This window comes from Celeribacter naphthalenivorans (assembly GCF_020524585.1).
Classification (GTDB): Bacteria; Pseudomonadota; Alphaproteobacteria; order Rhodobacterales; family Rhodobacteraceae; genus Celeribacter; species Celeribacter naphthalenivorans.
In genome coordinates, this window is record NZ_JAIVLK010000004.1 from 20,795 (window position 1) to 40,292 (window position 19,498).

Genomic DNA, 19,498 nt, shown 5'->3' on the forward strand with positions numbered 1-19,498 from the left:
GTATCCGCGTTTCCTTTGTGCTCGAAATACTCCCGCCGGAGGCGACACAAGAAATCTGACAGGTGAGACATGCCGAAACTGAGCGCGACCGAACCCTTTGTCCACGAAGGCGCAGAGGTGCATAACGCCACCTTTGGCGCCTATTGCGAGGTGGGCAAAGGGGCGCGGGTGTTGAATTCAGACTTCCTGGATTACGCCTATTGCGATCAATTCGCGGACATTGCCAACACGACCGTGGGCAAATTCGCCAATATCGCCGCCTTCACCCGCATCGGGCCGACGGATCATCCCTATCAGAATGCCTCTCTGCACCACTTCCTCTATCGCTCGTCCTATTATTGGGAGGATGCCGAGGACGATCCGGCGTTTTTCAAAGCGCGATCCGCGCGGCGGACCGTGATTGGCCACGACACATGGATCGGCCATGGCGCGATCATCAAGCCGGAGGTCACCATTGGCAACGGCGCCATCGTGGCTTCGGGCGCAATCGTCACGAAAGACGTGCCGCCCTATACGATCGTTGCCGGTGTGCCGTCGCAGCCGATGCGTCCACGCTACGCAGAAGGCATCGGAGAACGGATCGAGGCGCTCGGTTGGTGGGATTGGGATCACCAGCGGTTGCGGGCGGCGCTTGAGGATTTTCGCGCGCTGAAGGCCGAGGCCTTTCTCGAGAAATACGAATAAACGCCGCTGCTATTCCGCAGCCAGTGACATCCGGTGATCCGCTTGCGCCAGACGCTGCCCGGCCTGTCCGCTCATATAGGCAATGCGCCCGCCTGCGACCGTGGCTTCGATCTCGCGTGTCGCTTGGTTGACCACCACGAAATCCGCCCGTTTGCCGCGCTCCAGCGTGCCACGATCCGACAGGCGCATGATCTGCGCCGGGTTGGTCGAGACCATCGCCCAGGCCTTGGGCAGGGCGCAGAGCCCTTTGTCGACCATGGCCCAGACCGCGGCGATCATCGCCGGGTAGTGGTAGTCCGACACCAGCGCATCGCAAAGCCCGCGTTCGATCAGTTTCTGCGCCGAGATATTGCCGGATTGCGACCCGCCTCGGGCCACATTGGGCGCCCCCATCAGCACCGGATCACCCATCGCCTTGGCGGCGGCGGCGGCTTTCTCGGAGATCGGGAATTCGGCCACACGGGCGCCCAGGATGCGAAACTCTTCGCGGGTTTCTGCGTCCGGATCATCGTGGCTGCCGTAGGTCACGCCCAGCGTGTCGAATGCTTCGGCCAATTGCCACAGGTGACGCGGCACCTCGGATTTGCGATCCTTGGCCTCGCGCAGCACCTTGATGAACTCTTCCGGCGTGCGTCCGCCGCGTTTCGCCCAAGCGGCGAATTCCAGCGGCTCTTTCTTGGCGATCTCGATGGCTTCGGGCAGGTGGTTGTTGAAGATCACATAGTCCACGCCAAACCGCCGGATTGCCGCCAAAAGCCGATCCCGGCTGTCGATCATATGCGTCTCGCAGCGGATTTGCAGGCGGATGTCGATGGGCGCGTGGGCCTCGAAGGCCTGCATTTCCGCCAGCAATTCCTCGGCATAATCCGGGCCACGCAAGCCTCCTTCCCAGGACCAGCATTGCGCAAACCATGCGGTGGTCACGCCATGGGCCGCGGCATCGCGGGCCGCCGACGAGAGACCGGAGCGGATCGGGAAGGGCGCGCGCGGACGCGGCGCGATGTGACGCTCGAAGGCATCGCCATGCAGGTCGATGATGCCGGGCAGGATCATGTAGCCCGAGAGGTCCACCTCCGGGAAACGCCCATGGCCGATATAGCCGTCCTCGATGCTGAGCGGCTGGAGGCGGAGTGTGTCCTCACAGAGCACCGAAGCACCTGTGAAACTGAGCGGCGGAAGAAGAGCCATGACGAATACCTGCGAGAAGACCTGTGGTGTTTTACCATTGCAGGTTGTTCTACGCAGGCAATGTATCGTCCGCGTGACGTCTGAAATCTTTCACAAAAATCTGACTTTATTCATCGGGCGAGACCAAAAGCGTGACCCGTTCGCCCGCGAACCATGTCAGTCCCCGCTCAATCGGCACGCCGTCGGGCGTGGTGTTGAGGCTCACGGTGCGCAGCATCGGATCGCCTTCGCGCAGGCCCAGATGTAGCGCTTGGGTCGCTGTGGCGCGTTCTGCGCTGACACGGGTCTCAGCGCGCAGGTAATCTTCGATGCCGATAGATTTGAGCGCCTGAGTGACCGAGCTGATTTCGTCAAACGCGGCCATGAGGCCGGGCGTGCGCGCCTCGGGAAAGATCGAGGTGAAATGCGCAACGGGGGCGTCGCCGGACAGTGACAGACCCTCATAGACCAGCACAGGATCCCCCAAAGCGAGATGAAGCGCCTCCGCTTCCGCCTGATCGCAGGGCCGGGTCTCCATGCGCAGCACTTTCTTTTGCGGCAGTCGCCCCGTGGCGCGGATGTTTTGGTGAAACCGCACGCGTTTGCCGATGGGGTAATCCACCGGCGCGCTTTGCACAAAGACCCCCGCGCCGCGCCGCGAGCGGGTGATGCCGCGTTCGGTGAGATCGGAAAGCGCGTGACGCACCGTGTGGCGATTAACCCCGAATCGCGACGACAGCTCGGCCTCCGTCGGGAGTTTGTCGCCGGGCCGGTAATGCCCCTTGGCGATCTCTTCAGACAGCGTTTCCGCGATGGATTTCCAGACTGGCGTGCGTGGCATGAGCGTCCCGTCACCAAAGTTTCACGAAATTACCCTTGCCGAACAGCAAAGGATCGGCAATTATTTGTCTAGTTGTATAGTAGTTTAGACAACATGGCAAGCTGTCTAGACAACAGAGGATGAAAAGAGGCGACGATGGGAAAACCCGAGGCTGTACTCTCTCCCGCACAAGAGGCGCGCAAGGCGTGGATGGGGCTTTTGGCCACATCCGATGCCGTGCATTTGGCTGAGCGCATTGGTGCATTGGACCTGCCGGAGTTCGATTGGCTGCGCCGTCCCGAAGTGGGTGGCGTCATGGTGCGCGGTCGCATGGGCGGCACCGGCGCGCCATTTAATCTCGGCGAAATGACCGTCACGCGCTGTTCTCTGCGTTTGGCGACCGGCGAGGTGGGCCATGGCTATGTGCAGGGCCGCGACAAGCGACAGGCGGAGCAGGCCGCACTCGTGGATGCGTTGATGCAGGGCCCGCGCGCCGATGAACTGCGCGATGCGGTTCTGGCGCCTCTGGAGGCGGCACAGGTCGTGAGTCGCACTGCACGCGCTGCGAAAGCCGCTGCGACGAAAGTGGACTTCTTTACGATGGTGCGGGGAGAGGATTAATGCTGGAAAAACAAATGAGTGACCAAAGTCTAATCGGCGCCTTCGCGACCCCGCCGCAAGACGCCGCCCGCGCGTTTCGCGCCGCTTTGGAGGCCCTCGCGCGCCCTGGCACGCTCCATGAGATCAAGGGCGGTCAAGCGCCCGCGCCCGTCTCCGAAGCGGCGGCGAGCTTGCTCCTGACGCTTTGCGACCCGGAAACGCCGCTTTGCCTGATGGGTGCACATGACACGCCAGAATTCCGCGACTGGATCGCCTTTCAAATCGGCGCGCCTATCGTTGGCCCCGCAAAAGCCATGTTCGCGCTGGGCACTTGGGACGCGTTGCAGCCCGTGACCGCCTTTCCCATCGGCACTGCGGAATATCCCGACCGCTCGACGACGCTGATCGTTGAAATGGACACGCTGTCTCAGGACGGCGCGCAGCTCACGGGGCCGGGGATCGAAACCACGGCCAGCCTGTCGTTGCCCGCCTTGGAGCCGTTTCAAATGAACGCCATGCTCTTTCCGCTGGGTCTCGATTTTTACTTCACCAGTGGCACGCAGATCGCGGGTCTGCCGCGCAGCACGCAGGTCACTGACATGATGGAGGCCAACTGATGTATGTTGCCGTCAAAGGGGGCGAGCGCGCCATCGACAATGCGCATGCCTGGCTGGCTGAAGAGCGCCGGGGCGACGTGACGGTCGCCGAACTCACCGTGCCGCAAATCCGCGAACAGCTTGCGCTGGCGGTCAATCGCGTGATGACCGAAGGGTCCTTGTACGATCCCGATCTGGCGGCTCTGGCGATCAAGCAATCGCGCGGCGATCTGATCGAGGCGATTTTCCTCATCCGCGCCTACCGGACGACCCTGCCGCGCATCGGCCATTCGCATCCGGTGGAGACGGACAAAATGGCCTGTGATCGCCGGGTGTCGGCGACGTTTAAGGACGTGCCAGGCGGGCAGGTTTTGGGACCGACCTTCGATTACACGCATCGTTTGCTGGATTTTAAACTCATGGCGGAAGGCGAGGTGCCCGAGGCGGCCGTCGCCGATCCGCGTCTTGAACCGACACCGCATGTGACGTCTTTCCTGAATAAGGAAGGGCTGATCCAGAGTGAGGCGGCGGGCGACGAGATCCCGCCGGACTTGACCCGCGAACCGCTGGAACTGCCCGCCAACCGCGCGCTGCGGTTGCAGGCGCTGACGCGGGGTGACGAAGGCTTCATCCTGTCGATGGCCTATTCCACCCAGCGCGGCTACGGCAACAGCCACGCTTTCGTCGGCGAGCTGCGCATCGGCAAAGTCGCGGTGGAGATGGACATCCCCGAACTGGGCTTTGCCATCGAGATCGGCGAAGTGGAACTGACCGAATGCGAAACCGTGAACAAATTCGCGGGCTCAAAAGTCGAACCGCCGCAGTTCACGCGCGGTTATGGGCTGACCTTTGGCCAGACGGAACGCAAGGCGATTTCCATGGCTCTGGTCGACCGCTCGCTGCGTTCGAAAGAGCTTGGCGTCGAGGTTTCGAACTCCCCGGCGCATGATGAGGAATTCGTCCTATATCACTGTGACAACATTCAGGCGACCGGATTTCTCGAACATATCAAATTGCCACACTATGTGGATTTTCAGTCCGAGATGGAACTGGTCCGCAAAATGCGCGTGGAGATTGCGAGCGCAAGTGCGAAGGAGGCGGCAGAATGAGCGACTATAACTTCGCCTATCTCGACGAGCAAACCAAACGGATGATCCGCCGCGCGATCCTCAAAGGCATTGCCGTGCCGGGCTATCAGGTGCCGTTTGCCTCGCGCGAAATGCCGATGCCCTATGGTTGGGGCACAGGCGGTGTGCAGGTCTCAGCCGCCTGTCTCATGCCCGAAGATGTGCTCAAGGTGATTGATCAGGGCGCGGATGACACCACGAACGCCGTCTCGATCCGCAAGTTTTTCGAGAAGACCGCCGAGGTCGCGGTGACCGAGAAAACCCGCGAGGCGACCGTCATTCAGACCCGTCACCGCATTCCCGAAGAGCTGCTGACCGAGGGACAAATCCTCGTCTATCAGGTGCCGATCCCGGAGCCGTTGCGCTTTCTGGAGCCGCGCGAGACCGAGACGCGCAAGATGCATGCGCTCGAAGAATACGGGCTGATGCATGTGAAGCTCTACGAGGACATCGCCAAACACGGCCATATCGCCACCTCCTACGCCTATCCGGTCAAGGTCGAAGGGCGCTATGTGATGGACCCGTCGCCGATCCCGAAATTCGACAATCCAAAGATGGAAATGGCGGCGATCCAACTTTTCGGGGCAGGGCGTGAGCAACGCATCTACGCCGTGCCGCCTTACACCAAGGTCGTGAGCCTCGATTTCGAAGATCACCCTTTCGATCCCTCAAAAGCCAACCACCCTTGTGATCTCTGCGGGGCGGAGCACACCTATCTCGATGAGGTGATCATCGACGATGACGGCGGGCGGATGTTCGTCTGTTCCGACACTGATTATTGCGCCGAGCGGCAGGCCACGGGCCATCGCGGGCGTCTCTCTCCCTCTCAAGATTTAGAGAAGGCCGCAGAATGACCACTCAACCGCTTCTCTCCGTCAAAGATATCCGCAAAACCTACGGCGACAGGATCGGCTGTTCCGATGTGTCCTTTGATCTCTATCCCGGCGAGGTGATGGGCATCGTGGGCGAATCCGGCTCCGGCAAATCGACGCTTTTGAATTGCATGGCGGGGCATTTGCCGCCCGACAGCGGGCAGGTTCTGTTCGACACGCGCGACCGCGGCATGGTCGATACGCTCACCATGTCCGAACCCGAACGCCGGATGCTGTCGCGCACGGATTGGGCCTTTGTCCATCAACACGCCCGCGACGGGCTGCGCATGGGCGTGTCGGCTGGCGGCAATGTCGGCGAGCGGCTCATGGCCGTCGGCGCGCGCAACTACGGCAATATCCGCACGCAGGCCATCGACTGGCTGGACCGCGTGGAGATCAATGAGGATCGCGTCGATGACAAACCCTCTGCCTTCTCCGGCGGGATGCAGCAGCGTCTGCAAATCGCGCGGAACCTTGTGACGGGCCCGCGGCTTGTTTTCATGGACGAACCGACCGGCGGCCTGGATGTGTCTGTACAGGCGCGGCTTTTGGATCTCTTGCGCGGATTGGTGCGGGAAATGGGATTGTCGGCGATCATCGTGACCCATGACCTTGCTGTCGTGCGGCTTTTGGCGGATCGTCTGATGGTGATGAAATCTGGCCGTGTTGTCGAACACGGCCTTACCGATCAGGTGCTCGATGACCCGCAACATGCCTATACGCAGCTTCTTGTCTCCTCTGTTTTGCAGGTCTGAGACATGATTTTCGCCTATCGATCCCTTGGCGCAGGCCTCGAGAAATTGCCCAATGAGGGCGATCTTTCCGAGGCTCTGTGGATCGATCTCTTGAGCCCGCAACCGGCGCAGGTCGAGGCCGTCGAGGCGCTTGGCGTCTCTGTGCCGACGCTCGCGGACATGCAGGAGATCGAGGTGTCGAACCGGCTCTACCGCGAAGGCGACACAGAGGTTCTGACCATCGTCCTGCCGGGGCTTGATCGCAACAAGGAGCCGTCTTTCGGCCCTGTCGCTTTTCTGATCACGCCGGAGCGGCTGTTCACCGTGCGCTATCACACGCCGCGTCCGTTCGAGACCTATGCCACCCATGCGGGCCAATCGAGCGCGGGCTGTGCCGGGCGGCGGCGGGTGTTTTTGGGGCTGATCGAAGAGATCATCGCCCGCATCGCCGACCTTATGGAAGGCGTGGGGGCGGCGGTGGATGAGCAGTCGCATATCGCCTTTCGCAACCCTGCGCCGCGCGGTGATGAACTGGCGGATGCGCTCCGTGCGTTGGGCAAGCAAAGCGAACAGGTCGCGAAATATCGCCATGCGCTTTTGACCGTTGAACGCGCTTTGTCGAGCTTTGGCCTTGGCCTTGAAGGCGAAAAGGACAAGCCGCTCACCAATATTCTCAAAGCCGAGGTCAAGGATTGTCAGGCGCTCACCGTGCATGGCGATTTTCTCTCCGGCCGGATCGCGCAGCTCACCGATGTGATGATGGGTCTCATCAATCTGGAGCAAAACGACACAAGCCGCATCCTGTCGGTCGTGGCAGTTCTGTTCCTGCCGCCCACATTGGTGGCCTCGGTCTACGGCATGAACTTTCCCTTCATCCCCGGCCTCGACAGCCCCTATGGCTACCTGATCGCCACCGCTCTGATGATCGGCTCGGCGCTTGGGACTTACCTTCTCTCGAAATGGAAAAACTGGCTGTAATCTCATGATCAAGATCGACAACCTCTCCAAATCCTTCACCCTCCACAACCAAGGCAGCGCCGTGATCCCGGTCATGCAAGGTGCGACTTTCGAGGTCGCCCCCGGCGAATGCGTGGCGCTCACCGGCAACTCGGGCGCCGGGAAATCGACGCTGATGCGGATGATCTACGGCAATTACCTCTCGGCCTCGGGGCATATCTGGGTCGGCGAGACGGATGTCGCCACGGCTGAGCCGCGCGAGATCATCGCTTTGCGCCGGGCCACGCTGGGTTACGTTTCGCAATTCCTGCGCGTCGTGCCGCGTGTGCCGACGCTTGAGGTGGTCGCTGAACCTCTCCTCACCGTCGGCGTGGACAAAGAGACAGCCTTTGCCAAGGCCCGCGACCTCTTGGCGCGGCTCAACATCCCTGAAACCCTCTGGGGCCTCTCGCCCACGACATTCTCCGGCGGCGAGCAACAGCGGGTGAACATCGCGCGCGGCTTTGCCCATGACTATCCGGCGATGCTTTTGGATGAACCCACCGCCTCTTTGGACGCCACGAACCGCGAAACGGTGCTGAGCCTGATTGAGGAGGCCAAGGCGCGCGGTGCCGCGATCATCGGCATCTTTCACGACGCCCCCGCCCGCGAGAGGGTGGCGGATCGGGAGATCAACGTCTCCGATTTCACCCCCGCACAGGCGGCCTGAGCGATGGTCGGGCGTCTCTATGCCATCGTCGGCCCCTCGGGGGCGGGCAAGGACACTCTGATCGAGGCCGCACTCGAACAGCGCCGCGATCTGGCCGTCGCCAAACGCGTGATCACCCGGCCCACCGAAGCCGGTGGTGAGGATTTCGAAGGCGTCACCGTCGAGGAATTCGACCACCGTCTGGAGGCCGGGGAGTTCGCGCTCCATTGGGAAGCGCATGGGCTGAAATACGGTGTGCCGATCTCGATTGAGACGTCGCTGAACGAGGGCCGCGATGTGTTGTTCAACGGCTCGCGCGCGATCCTGCCAGAGGCTTACGCTCTTTATCCGAACATGGGCGTCTTGCTGATCACCGCCTCGCCGAAAGTGCTGGCAGAGCGGCTGGCGGCGCGAGGGCGTGAGAGCCGGGACGAGATCGAGAAACGTCTGGCCCGCGCCGAATATGACATCGCGCCCGGCCTGCCAGTCAGGCGCGTGGAAAATGATGGCGCATTGGAGGAGGCCGTAACCTCATTCCTCGCGGCCCTTCAGCCGGAGAGGGTGTAACGGTGCAGCAAATGAAACCGGCCATCCTCCGCCTCGCCGAACAGGCACAGGTCCTTTATTTCAAAGGGCCGGGGCAGGAGCGGGGCGATCACTGGGGTGAGTGCGGCGGCGGTCGCCTCGGCCTGCGCTTCGGTGAGTTTGCCGGTCAGGGTCAGGTGGAATTTGAATTCCTCCATCACGTAAGGATAGCCCCATTGGCTCAGCAACGCCTCCTGACGGGCCGAAAGCCCCGCCGCGCGACGCCGCGCCAATTCGGTCTCAGACGGCTGCGCGCGATGCGGGTCGAGCGTGGCGACCACCTCTCCGGCCAGCGTCTCCAACGCGCTCAGATCGCCCAGAGGCGTCAGCGCCAGAAACCCGCCGATGCGGGTGAGCGTGAGACCCCCCAAAACGACAGGCATATGCGCCGAGGCGAAGGCTTCGAGATCGGCCATCAATTCCGCACGCGTGCCAGTCAAGCGAAACGGCGGCTTGAGCGTGCCATGAAACCCGTATTTGCGCGGCGTCGCGGTGATCTCCGAGACGGGCAGGGGCAGGCCGTCCACGATGGGATGCGGCAGCTCGACGCCTTCAAGCGCATCCCAGCCCAGCCAATGCGCACAAAATTCGGCAAACGGCCCCGGAGCGGGGGCGTAATAGACCGCGTATCTTTTGAATTCATCCATGGCGCTGTCCTATCTGGTCCCTGTCACATTCATGTGACATGGATCGGGCAATGAAGCGCCTCTGACAAGGACGATGTGATGACTGACTTTACTTTGACCAACGCAAGGCTCGTTTTGGAGACGGAGGTGATCCAAGGCACCCTGCGTGTCGAAAATGGCAAAATCAAAGACGTGAGCGAGGGCGGCACAGCGGTGCCGGGCGCTGTCGATGTGGGCGGCGATCTGGTGATCCCCGGCCTTATCGAGCTTCATACCGACAATCTCGAGCGCCATATCGAACCGCGCCCCAAGGTCGATTGGCCGCATCAGGCGGCGATCCTCGCGCATGACGCTGAACTCGCCTCGGTTGGCATCACCACCGTGTTCGACGCCATGCGCGTGGGGTCCATTCACCGCCGCAAAGGCGACGCGGGCTATCACAAATATGCCCGAAGCCTGTCGCGCGAGGTGATGCATCTGCGCGATTTGGGCGCGTTGAAGATCAGCCATTTCCTGCATCTCAGGGCAGAGGTCTGTTCGGAAACCTTGGAGGCCGAGCTGGCCGAGTTCACGCCGGAGGATCGCGTGGGCCTCGTGTCCTTGATGGATCACACGCCGGGTCAGCGACAGTTTCGAGACATCGAAAAGCTGCGCGACTATGTCCAGAAAAAGCGCGGCATGACGGATGCGGAATTCGATGATCATGTCGAACACCTTTACGATCTGCGCGACACCTATGGCGCGCGGCATGAAAAGGTGGCTGTGTCTGAGGCGCGGCGTCTGGGGGCGGTTTTGGCCTCTCACGACGACACCACGGCAGATCACGTCGAAGTCTCGCGCCAGAACGGTGTGCGGGTGGCGGAGTTTCCGACCACGGTGGAGGCGGCGCAGGCCTGCAAACTCCATGGCATCGCGGCCATGATGGGCGCGCCCAATCTCATTCGCGGCGGCTCGCATTCCGGCAATGTCGCGGCGCATGAGCTGGCCGAGCGCGGGCTTTTGGACATCGTCTCCTCGGATTACGTGCCCTCCGCGCTGATGACCTCGGCCATTCTTTTGGCTGATTTGTGGGACGATCTGCCCCGCGCGATCGCCACCGTGACCGCCAATCCGGCCGAGGCCGTGGGCCTATCGGATCGTGGCCGGATCGCGCCGGGGCTTCATGCCGATCTGGTGCGGATCACCCGAATCGAAGGCACGCCGGTGGTTCGGGGCGTCTGGTCGCATGGGCGTCAGGTCGGCTGACCTCCTTTGATGAGGCGCTTTAGCAAGAGGCGGAATGTTGTCATTCTGCCTCTTGATGTGCAGCTTCCGGGGGCACGCTGCGCAAATATTAATCAAAACATGCTGCATCCGCGAAAAATCTGAGGGCAGAGCCGCACAAGGCCCTTGTCGGAGGACCCGGATTTCCTAAAAGCTGGTCCCAACGAGTATCACGCTCACATGTCGCAAGGACGCGACGTGACCCACATATGCCCCTCTGATCCGGGGCCCGCAGCAACGGCGCTGCATTCTCACCAAAAGACAATCTGGCTCAAATGAGCCGCGTTCTGAGAGGAAGTGCCGCTATGACTGCTCAAAAGCAAAAACTCGTGATCGTTGGAAATGGCATGGCGCCGGGCCGGATGCTTGAGCATCTGTTCGAAGTGAGCGACCAGTATGAGGTCACCATCTTCAACGCCGAGCCGCGTGTGAACTACGACCGCATCATGCTCTCGCCGGTTCTGTCGGGCGAAAAATCTTACGCCGACATCATCATCCATGGCGAAGGCTGGTATGCCGAGCATGGCATCACGCTGCATCAGGGTGACAAGATCACCGAAATTCGTCGCCATGAGCGCAAAGTGATCTCCGAGAGCGGTGTGGTGGCCGACTACGACAAGCTGGTCATCGCTACAGGGTCCAACCCCTTTATCATCCCTGTGCCGGGATCGGACTTGCCGGGTGTTCTGGCTTACCGCGATCTCGATGACACCGACGGCATGATTGCCGCCGCTGAAAAGGGCGGGCGGGCTGTGGTCATCGGTGGCGGTCTGCTGGGCCTTGAAGCCGCCGCAGGTCTGAAACTGCGCGGCATGGAGGTGACTGTCATTCACCTGATGCCGACGCTGATGGAGCGTCAGCTCGACACCGCCGCAGGCTATCTTTTGCAAAAAGAACTGGAATCTCGCGGCATCGACGTGCTCTGCGAAGCGAACACCAAACAGATCATCGGCGCGGAGAAGGTCGAAGCTGTGGAACTTGCCGACGGTCGTGTGATTGACGCCTCCCTCGTGGTGATGGCCGTCGGCATTCGTCCCAACGTGGCGCTGGCACAAGAGGCGGGTCTTGAGGTCAATCGCGGCATCGTCACCGACGCGACGATGAAAACCTCCGACCCGAACATCTATTCCGTGGGGGAATGTGTGGAAGTGGGCGGCATGGTCTATGGCCTCGTCGCCCCCCTCTATCGCATGGCCAAAGTGGCCGCCGAACATCTGGCCGGGCCGTCAGAGGCCGCCTTTGCCCACACAGAGACGCCGACGAAACTCAAAGTCACAGGCTGCGACCTCTATTCTGTCGGCGATTTTGCCGAAGGCGAGGGGCGCGAAGACATCGTGCTGCGCGACGCGCAGCGCGGGACCTACAAACGGGTCATCATCAAAGACAATAAACTTATCGGAGCAGTGCTCTACGGCGATGTCGCCGATGGGGCGTGGTACAACCAGATGCTGGTCTCGGGCGACGATGTGTCCGAGATGCGCGAAACCCTGATCTTCGGTCAGGCCTACCAAGGCGGCGGCACGGTCGATCCGCTGGCCGCGGTCGCGGCGCTTCCGGATGACGCGGAGATTTGTGGCTGTAACGGCATCACCAAGGGGATGATCGTCAAGGCAATCACCGACAAGGGCCTGACCACGCTCGCCGATGTGCGCGCGCATTCCAAGGCGTCGGCGTCCTGCGGCACCTGCACGAACCTGGTCGAAGGCATCATGGGCATCACGCTTGGCGACGATTTCGTCATCCCGGCGGCGCAGGGCATGTGCGGCTGCACCAGCCACAGCCACGGCTTTGTGCGTCGCATGATCAAGGCGAAAGGCCTCAAATCCATTCCCGCCGTGATGCAGGAGCTGGAATGGACGACGGCGGAGGGCTGTGCCAAATGCCGCCCGGCGCTGAACTACTATCTCGTGGCCGATTGGCCGGGCGAATACAAAGACGATCAGCAGTCGCGATTTATCAACGAACGCGTCCACGCCAACATCCAAAAAGACGGCACTTATTCCGTCGTGCCGCGGATGTTCGGGGGGATCACCACGCCTGATGAGCTGCGCGCGATTGCCGATGTGGCCGACAAATACGACATCCCGACCGTCAAAGTGACCGGCGGCCAGCGCATCGACTTGCTGGGTGTCAAAAAAGAAGACCTGATCCCGGTCTGGGCCGATTTGAATGAGGCAGGCATGGTGTCCGGCGCCGCCTATGCGAAAGGCTTGCGCACCGTGAAAACCTGTGTCGGGACGGATTGGTGCCGCTTTGGCACGCAGGACTCGACAGGTCTGGGCATCAAGCTCGAAAAAGCGCTCTGGGGCGCGTGGTCTCCGGCAAAACTCAAGCTCGCGGTCACCGGCTGTCCGCGCAACTGTGCCGAGGCGACCTGCAAGGACATTGGCATCATCTGCGTCGATAGCGGCTATGAGATCGTCTATGGCGGCGCGGCGGGGCTGCACATTCAGGGCACGACCGTGCTGGGCAAGGTCGCGACCGAGGAAGAGGTCATGGAGACCGTCTGCGCGCTGACGCAGTACTATCGCGAGACCGGTTTTTACCTTGAGCGCATCTACAAATGGGCGGACCGGCTTGGCTACGATCACATCAAAGAGGTGATCTACGACAATCTGGACGAGCGCAAAGCCTTCGCCGAACGCTTCCGCTACTCGCAAGACTTCGCGCAGGTCGATCCTTGGGCCGAACGTGTCGCGGGCGCCGAAGCCCATGAATTCAAACCCTTGGCCACCCTCAATCTGGAGGCAGCAGAATGAACATGCAGAGCAAAACCTGGATTGAAGTCGGCACATTGAACGACATCCCGCGTCAAGGCGCGCGCTGCGTGAAGAACGGTGACATGACCATCGCCATCTTCCGCACCACGGATGACCGCCTTTTCGCCCTTGAAGATAAATGCCCGCATAAAAATGGGCCGCTGAGCGACGGCATCGTGCACGATGGCTGTGTCACATGCCCGCTCCACAACTGGGTCATTTCCCTCGAAACAGGTGCCGCGCAAGGCGCCGATGAGGGGATGAGCCTGACCTTCCCGGTCAAACTGGACGGCGAGACTGTGTTGCTCGGTCTTTAAGATTTCTCACGAAACGGGCTTTCGGGCTCACTGGACGGCTGCAGCGCAAACTCCATGTGCTGCAAAGGGTCTCCTTATGCCAGATGAGGTGAAGGGGCCGCATACTCGGAACACACCAAAAAGGGACAATTCAATGGCTTATGTACAACCAAAAGAATTCGCCGCCAAAATGGTCGATGCGGGCGAATCCAAGATCTTTATGGCGACCAAAGACACCTTGATCCGCGCCTATATGGCGGGCGCGATCCTCGCACTTGCCGCCGCCTTCGCGGTGACCATCGCGGTCAACACCGGCAACTTCCTTGTGGCTTCGCTGCTCTTCCCGGTGGGTTTTTGCATCCTCTACCTTCTGGGCTTTGACCTTTTGACCGGCGTCTTCACGCTGGCGCCTCTGGCCGTCATCGCGAAACGTCCGGGCTGCACCTGGAAAGGCGTGTTCCGCAACTGGGGCCTCGTGTTCGTGGGCAATTTTGCGGGGGCGATGACCACCGCGATCTTCATGGCGATCATCTTTACGATGGGGTTCAGTCAGGAACCCAACGCCGTTGGCCAAAAGATCGGCCACATCGGTGAGGCGCGGACCTTGGGCTATGCCGCAGCCGGTGGCGCAGGTCTCCTGACCGTCTTCGTCCGCGCGATCATGTGCAATTGGATGGTCTCCACCGGCGTGGTCGCTGCGATGATGTCGAACTCCGTCTCCGGTAAAATCATGGCGATGTGGATGCCGATCCTCGTGTTCTTCTACCTGGGCTTCGAGCACTCCATCGTGAACATGTTCCTCTTCCCCTCGGGCATCATTTTGGGCGGTCAATTCACATGGGCGGATTATTTCATCTACAACGAGATCCCGGTGGTTCTGGGCAACCTCGTTGGCGGCCTGACCTTTGTCGGCGGCATGATCTACGCCACCCACTTCAAGGAATCGCCAAAGCGCAACGCCTCGACTGCTTCCGTGCAGGGCGTGCCGGCTGAGTAATCGGACTTCCCCGAACAGGCTCCGCGACAGCGGGGCCTGTTTTTTTTGTGAGGCCACATCATGCCGAAAGACGCCGCATCGACAAAGCTCACGGTTTCGATTGGTCACTATTCGGAGCCGGGCCGAAAACCTGAAAATCAGGATTTCTGTGGCGCGCGGGTCCCGGAAGGCAGCGCGCTTTCTCTCAAAGGGATCACTCTGGCCGTGGCCGATGGCATCTCGTCGAGCGCCACAAGTGCGGAGGCCGCCGAGGCCAGTGTCACCGCGCTTTTGACCGACTATTACGCCACCTCGGACGCCTGGACCGCCCGCACGGCAGCGACCACGGTGATCTCCGCCACCAACGCCTGGCTTTATGGCCAGAACGCCGCTCTGAGTGACATGAATGCGGGCAAGATTTGTACGCTCTCCGCGCTGATCTTCAAGGGCCGCGACGGGCATGTCTTTCACCTCGGCGACAGTCGAATTTACCGGCTGGTTGGCGAGGCGCTTGAGCCTTTGACCACGGATCACCGCGCCGTTTTGTCGAATGACGAAAGCTATCTCGCGCGCGGCATGGGATTGGACGCTCAGGTTGCGGTCGATTATCGGCAGGTGTCGCTGACCCTCGGCGATGTCTTTGTGCTGGCCACCGATGGGGTGCATGAGGTCGTCGAGTCGGCGGATGTGATCCGCGCGCTGGAGGCCCCCGATCTCGACAGGGCGGCGGCGCAACTCGGCCAAATCGCCTATGAGCGCGGCTCCGAGGACAATCTCACCGTGATGCTGGCCCGCGTCGAAAGCCTGCCCGAGGCGGAGCTGGAGTTGGACCTCGCCAAGCTGCCCCTGCCACCCCTGCCCAAAGCGGGCGATGTGATCGACGGGTTTCGCATCCTCCGGCCCGTCAATTCCACCGCGCGCTCGCATGTCTTCCTCGCCGAGGGGCTTATGGGCGAAAAAGTCGCGCTGAAAATTCCGACCGTGGAGATGGCCGAAGATCCGGCCTATCTCAACCGCTTCGTCTTGGAGGAATGGATCGCGCGGCGTTTGACGTCTTCGCATGTGCTGCGCGCCGCCAAGGCCCCCGCAGAGCGCAGCGCGCTCTATGTGGTCACCGAATGGGTCGAGGGCCGCACGCTCAGACAGTGGATGGATGACCATCCTGCGCCCGATCTCGACCCCGATCTCGACAAAGTGCGCGACATCGTCAGCCAGATCGTCGTGGGCCTGCGCGCTTTTCACCGCAAGGAAATGCTGCACCAAGACCTACGCCCCGAAAACATCATGATCGACGACGCGGGCACGGTGAAAATCATCGACTTGGGCTCGACCTCCGTGGCCGGGGTGGAGGAGGCCGCGGCGGGTGTGCTGGGTCATATGCCCGGCACGTTTCAATACACCGCGCCCGAATATTTCTCCGGCGATTTCGTCACCTGGCGGTCGGATCAATATGCTTTGGGCGTCATCGCCTATGAGATGCTGACCGGGCGTTTGCCCTTTGGTGCCGAGGTGGCGCGCATCCAGACGCGGCGCGATCTTTTGCGCCTGCGCTACCGCTCCGCGCGCGACGAAGACAGTCCGGTGCCCGCTTGGATGGACGCTGCGCTGAAACGCGCGACCCAGCCCGACGCCGCACGGCGGTATGATGCGCTCTCGGAATTCGTGGCCGAGCTGAAACGCCCCGGCCAAAGCTGGGACGCGGCGCGTCATGTGCCTTTGATGGAAAAGAATCCGCTGCGGTTCTGGCAAACGGTCTCCGCCGGTCTGGCGGGGATCGTGATCGTCCTTACAACACTCATGATGAACTGACAGGCGAGAGACTATGAAATCGCCGGCGTCTGAGGGCGGACGCTCGAGGCGCTGATTCATGAGAAAATCGGCGATTGAGTCCGATATGCCTGACGAGCGGATTGAGCCCCCGAAAGGCGACCGGGCTTAGGTCAAAATGTCCGGAAAACACCTGCAATCCAACGCGTGGTGAGAGGCCAGCAAAGCCCTATCACATGGCCTGTGTGTGGCGACGCAGGGGGTCACAAAACAGTGTAGCTCAGGAGAAAGATGGCTGGGGTGGTAGGATTCGAACCTACGGTACACTGTACCAAAAACAGTTGCCTTACCACTTGGCTACACCCCAACGTGGGGGGCTAATTAGTCCGTCCCCGCGTCCTGTGCAAGCCCTTTTTCGAGCCTTTTGTGAAAAACCTGAAGGACATCTGAAAAAGTGCTCAGGCGGGGGAGGTAAGTGGAGGCGCCGCGCCGGGAAGGCGCGGCGTTTCATCAGGCCGAAACCTGTTCGCGCAGCACCGCAGCGGTGAGCGAGGCCAGAAGGTAGATGCCGGAAAACACCAGCATCGCCAAAAGCGTGTTCTCGAATTTACGCGGATATGTCGGCTCATCGGGGGCCACGGGGCGGGAGGACAGCGACAGGTAGCGCACCTGACGGTTGGCCTCGACACGCGCCATCTCAAGCGCCTGAATGGCGGAGGCGGCCATCGCCTGACGCGTTGCCAGATCGACCTCGGCCATGCGCAATTCGGCGGTGATCCGGGCCAGAGAGTCGGCGCCTTCGTTCGCCTGCGTCAGCTGCGCGCGCAAATCCGTGATCAGGTTGTCGAGCCGACGGATGTCGCCCTGCGTGCCCTCGACTCGCGCCTGGTTCGGGCGCGGGTTGTCCAGAAGCTGTTGCAGTTGCAGCCGCTTTTGCTGCAATTGCGTCTCGAAGGCGGAGACCTGCGACATGATCGCGGCGGTTTCCGCATCCGGCGAGATGATCCCCAGCTGTTCCTGCAGTTGCACGATTTTTTCCTGCGCCGCGATCATCTTGGCCTCGGTGTCATCGAGGCTCTCGCGCGCGCCCTTCATCTGGTCCTCGCGCAGGCGCTGGGTCATCTGATCGACCTGTTCCTCGGCATAGGCGATGAGGTGGTCGGAGAAATCCTGCGAAACCTGCGGATCGGCGGCCACGACCTCCATCCGCAACAGGCCTTCTGTCGGATCATAGCCGATGGACACACGATCCAGATAGACCTTGTAGGCCTCTTCGTTGGTCGGATTCTCCGGCAGGCGTTGCAGCGGGTCGATGGCGTCGGAGGAGAAATGCGCCTTGAACCCTGTGTCGGCGTCAAGACGCAGCATCGCTTCGCGGGAGGTCAGGTAATCCTGCACGGTGATCGAATCCTGCGACGTGGCCAGAGGGCTGCCGGACAACAGTCCGCCAATGCTACCGCCAGCCGAAGGGGCTTCGGATTGCTGGATGATAAAGGCCGATTTGGTCGCATACATCGGCGTTGCCAATGTATAGAAATAAATCCCCGCAAGGATCGTCGGAATGCCGACAAAGACCGCCAGTCGCGCGGCCAGCAAGGCCATTTTGCGGCGACGCCGCCGGGCGATGTCTTGCTGGATTTGCGAAATCTCACCATCGCGGGTCAACCGGTCAAGGATGTCCTTTGAGGGCAGATTGGGCTTGTTCTCGACGGTCTTGGGCAGTTTCGGCCCCTCGGTCGTGGTCAGTTCTCGCGACGGTCCTTTGCCTTCCGTGGTCACCATATCGAGCATGGCACCGCGTTGAAACGGGTCGATCCCCGCCTTGCGCAAAAGCCTTACCGCGTCGAAATCCGAGGTCGCGGGAAGCCCGTGTTTCTGCGCCACGCGCCGGGCCAGACGCAATTGCCGACCCGTGAGCCCCTCGCGTCGGATCGCGTCGATGTCGGCGTCGATCGCGGTCTCGTCCGCCGGGGTGACATCGCCATGAAGGGCGTTGTCCTCAGACGCGTCACCACGCCCCAGAGAGCGCGCGACGCCGCCTTGCGGGCGGGCGCGGCGGCTGGGCTGCGGCTTGGCCTCGGCTGCGGCAGAACCGGGAAATGGGGCATCGCCAAACCCGTCGGCGCTGGCGTCCGTGTCAAAGAGTTTGTCGTCATCAAGGATGTCGCCGGTCTTCGCCGCAGAGGGCGCCGGGCTTTCAATGATCGGATCGAGATCCGGCGCAGCAGCGGCCCCCGCCTGAGACGAGGCGGCGCGCGGTGTCCGACGGACGCGGAATTTCTGGGCTTTAACCTTCGTAGTCATAGAGTGCCTTTGCCTCTTCCAGCGTGTCGAACATATAAAGTTGGCCGTTTCTGAGAACGGCGGCAGAACGACAGAATTTTTCCAATGTGGCGGCCTGATGCGAGACCACGACGATGGTGGTGCGCTCAAGCCGCTCGCGCAGGATGCTGCCTGCTTTGCGGTTGAAATTGACATCTGCGGTGGAGGGCATGCCCTCGTCGATCAGATACATATCGAAATCGAGCGCCAGCAACAGCGCGAAGGACAGGCGCGACCGCATCCCGGCGGAAAATGTCGCCACGGGCATTTCGAAATATTCGTCCAACTCGCAGAGCCAACGGCAAAACGCCTCCACGTAGTCGGGGTCGAGATCGTAGAGCTCGGCGATGAACCGCACGTTTTCGCGCGCGGTGTGTTTGCCCAACAGCCCGCCCATGAACCCCAAAGGGAAGGACACGCGACAGCTGCGGCGAATTTCGCCCTCGTCGGGTTTCTCAAGGCCCGACATCATGTTGATGATCGTGGTCTTGCCGGTGCCGTTGGGCGCCAAAATGCCGAGAGAATTGCCAAGCTCCACGCGAAAAGAGGCGCGATCAAGGATCACCTTGCGCTGCTTGCCGGTCCAGAAGGACTTGCTGACATTGTCAAATTCGAGCATCTCTACGCGCCCTGATACTGCCTCAACACCCAACCCTTAA

The 19,498-nt window shown here is 61.3% G+C and carries 19 protein-coding genes and 1 tRNA gene; 14 read left to right on the top strand and 6 right to left on the bottom strand.

All coding sequences use genetic code 11. The annotated features are described in order from the left end of the window. Window positions 1–69: 69 nt before the first annotated feature. Complete coding sequence (locus LC094_RS09575; RefSeq protein ID WP_226552329.1) at window positions 70–684, top strand: LbetaH domain-containing protein; 615 nt, start codon at window positions 70–72, stop codon at window positions 682–684. Window positions 685–693: 9 nt separating this feature from the next. Here LC094_RS09575 and LC094_RS09580 read toward each other — a convergent pair whose 3' ends face one another. Next, a complete protein-coding gene (locus tag LC094_RS09580) occupies window positions 694–1,872 on the bottom strand; it encodes an alpha-D-ribose 1-methylphosphonate 5-triphosphate diphosphatase (protein WP_226552331.1) in 1,179 nt (392 codons plus the stop codon). A gap of 106 nt (window positions 1,873–1,978) precedes the next feature. Next, window positions 1,979–2,692: a phosphonate metabolism transcriptional regulator PhnF gene (gene phnF / locus LC094_RS09585; protein ID WP_226552333.1), complete on the bottom strand. Its 714-nt coding sequence runs from the start codon at window positions 2,690–2,692 to the stop codon at window positions 1,979–1,981. A gap of 135 nt (window positions 2,693–2,827) precedes the next feature. On the opposite strand from phnF, the gene phnG reads away from it, so the two are divergent. Genes phnG through phnN form a run of 8 tightly spaced genes read left to right on the top strand, consistent with a single transcriptional unit; the run spans window position 2,828 to window position 8,812 of the window. Beyond that, entirely contained in the window at window positions 2,828–3,292 is a 465-nt protein-coding gene (phnG, locus tag LC094_RS09590; RefSeq protein ID WP_226552335.1) for a phosphonate C-P lyase system protein PhnG, read from the top strand. Window positions 3,293–3,306: 14 nt separating this feature from the next. Then, complete coding sequence (gene phnH, locus LC094_RS09595) at window positions 3,307–3,888, top strand: phosphonate C-P lyase system protein PhnH (RefSeq protein WP_226552337.1); 582 nt, start codon at window positions 3,307–3,309, stop codon at window positions 3,886–3,888. Beyond that, window positions 3,888–4,976, top strand: coding sequence for a carbon-phosphorus lyase complex subunit PhnI (locus tag LC094_RS09600; protein ID WP_226552339.1), 1,089 nt, complete (start codon window positions 3,888–3,890; stop codon window positions 4,974–4,976). The genes phnH and LC094_RS09600 overlap by 1 nt, the downstream gene beginning before the upstream one ends. Further along, entirely contained in the window at window positions 4,973–5,848 is an 876-nt protein-coding gene (locus LC094_RS09605; RefSeq protein WP_226552340.1) for an alpha-D-ribose 1-methylphosphonate 5-phosphate C-P-lyase PhnJ, read from the top strand. Before LC094_RS09600 ends, LC094_RS09605 begins: the two co-directional genes overlap by 4 nt. After that, window positions 5,845–6,621 (top strand): phosphonate C-P lyase system protein PhnK, encoded by a 777-nt coding sequence (gene phnK, locus LC094_RS09610; RefSeq protein ID WP_226552342.1) that lies wholly within the window; start codon window positions 5,845–5,847, stop codon window positions 6,619–6,621. The genes LC094_RS09605 and phnK overlap by 4 nt, the downstream gene beginning before the upstream one ends. Window positions 6,622–6,624: 3 nt before the next feature. Next, on the top strand, window positions 6,625–7,578 hold the full coding sequence (locus LC094_RS09615) for a CorA family divalent cation transporter (protein WP_226552344.1): 954 nt from the start codon (window positions 6,625–6,627) through the stop codon (window positions 7,576–7,578). Between the two features lie 4 nt (window positions 7,579–7,582). Beyond that, window positions 7,583–8,266 carry a phosphonate C-P lyase system protein PhnL gene (gene phnL, locus LC094_RS09620; protein ID WP_226552345.1) on the top strand — a complete coding sequence of 228 codons (684 nt, stop codon included), beginning with the start codon at window positions 7,583–7,585 and terminating at the stop codon, window positions 8,264–8,266. 3 nt (window positions 8,267–8,269) lie between these two features. Then, complete coding sequence (gene phnN / locus LC094_RS09625) at window positions 8,270–8,812, top strand: phosphonate metabolism protein/1,5-bisphosphokinase (PRPP-forming) PhnN (protein WP_226552347.1); 543 nt, start codon at window positions 8,270–8,272, stop codon at window positions 8,810–8,812. Here phnN and LC094_RS09630 read toward each other — a convergent pair. Further along, complete coding sequence (locus LC094_RS09630) at window positions 8,794–9,477, bottom strand: DUF1045 domain-containing protein (RefSeq protein ID WP_226552349.1); 684 nt, start codon at window positions 9,475–9,477, stop codon at window positions 8,794–8,796. The genes phnN and LC094_RS09630 overlap by 19 nt on opposite strands. A gap of 78 nt (window positions 9,478–9,555) precedes the next feature. On the opposite strand from LC094_RS09630, the gene LC094_RS09635 reads away from it, so the two are divergent. The 5 genes from LC094_RS09635 (at window position 9,556) to LC094_RS09655 (ending at window position 16,559) form a co-directional block, all read left to right on the top strand. Beyond that, window positions 9,556–10,701: an alpha-D-ribose 1-methylphosphonate 5-triphosphate diphosphatase gene (locus LC094_RS09635; protein ID WP_226552351.1), complete on the top strand. Its 1,146-nt coding sequence runs from the start codon at window positions 9,556–9,558 to the stop codon at window positions 10,699–10,701. A 323-nt stretch (window positions 10,702–11,024) separates the two neighbouring features. Further along, window positions 11,025–13,478, top strand: a complete 2,454-nt coding sequence (gene nirB, locus LC094_RS09640; protein ID WP_226552353.1) for a nitrite reductase large subunit NirB — start codon at window positions 11,025–11,027, stop codon at window positions 13,476–13,478. After that, on the top strand, window positions 13,475–13,795 hold the full coding sequence (gene nirD, locus LC094_RS09645; protein ID WP_226552355.1) for a nitrite reductase small subunit NirD: 321 nt from the start codon (window positions 13,475–13,477) through the stop codon (window positions 13,793–13,795). The genes nirB and nirD overlap by 4 nt, the downstream gene beginning before the upstream one ends. 133 nt (window positions 13,796–13,928) lie before the next feature. Next, on the top strand, window positions 13,929–14,771 hold the full coding sequence (locus LC094_RS09650) for a formate/nitrite transporter family protein (RefSeq protein WP_226552357.1): 843 nt from the start codon (window positions 13,929–13,931) through the stop codon (window positions 14,769–14,771). 60 nt (window positions 14,772–14,831) lie between these two features. After that, window positions 14,832–16,559, top strand: coding sequence for a bifunctional protein-serine/threonine kinase/phosphatase (locus LC094_RS09655; protein WP_226552359.1), 1,728 nt, complete (start codon window positions 14,832–14,834; stop codon window positions 16,557–16,559). A gap of 250 nt (window positions 16,560–16,809) precedes the next feature. Here LC094_RS09655 and LC094_RS09660 read toward each other — a convergent pair. From LC094_RS09660 to LC094_RS09670, 3 genes are all read right to left on the bottom strand, one after another. Next, window positions 16,810–16,884, bottom strand: a tRNA-Gln gene (locus tag LC094_RS09660). Between the two features lie 143 nt (window positions 16,885–17,027). Then, window positions 17,028–18,821 (bottom strand): capsule biosynthesis protein, encoded by a 1,794-nt coding sequence (locus LC094_RS09665; RefSeq protein WP_226552362.1) that lies wholly within the window; start codon window positions 18,819–18,821, stop codon window positions 17,028–17,030. Further along, window positions 18,805–19,458, bottom strand: coding sequence for an ABC transporter ATP-binding protein (locus LC094_RS09670; protein ID WP_226552364.1), 654 nt, complete (start codon window positions 19,456–19,458; stop codon window positions 18,805–18,807). Before LC094_RS09670 ends, LC094_RS09665 begins: the two co-directional genes overlap by 17 nt. Window positions 19,459–19,498 lie beyond the last annotated feature (40 nt).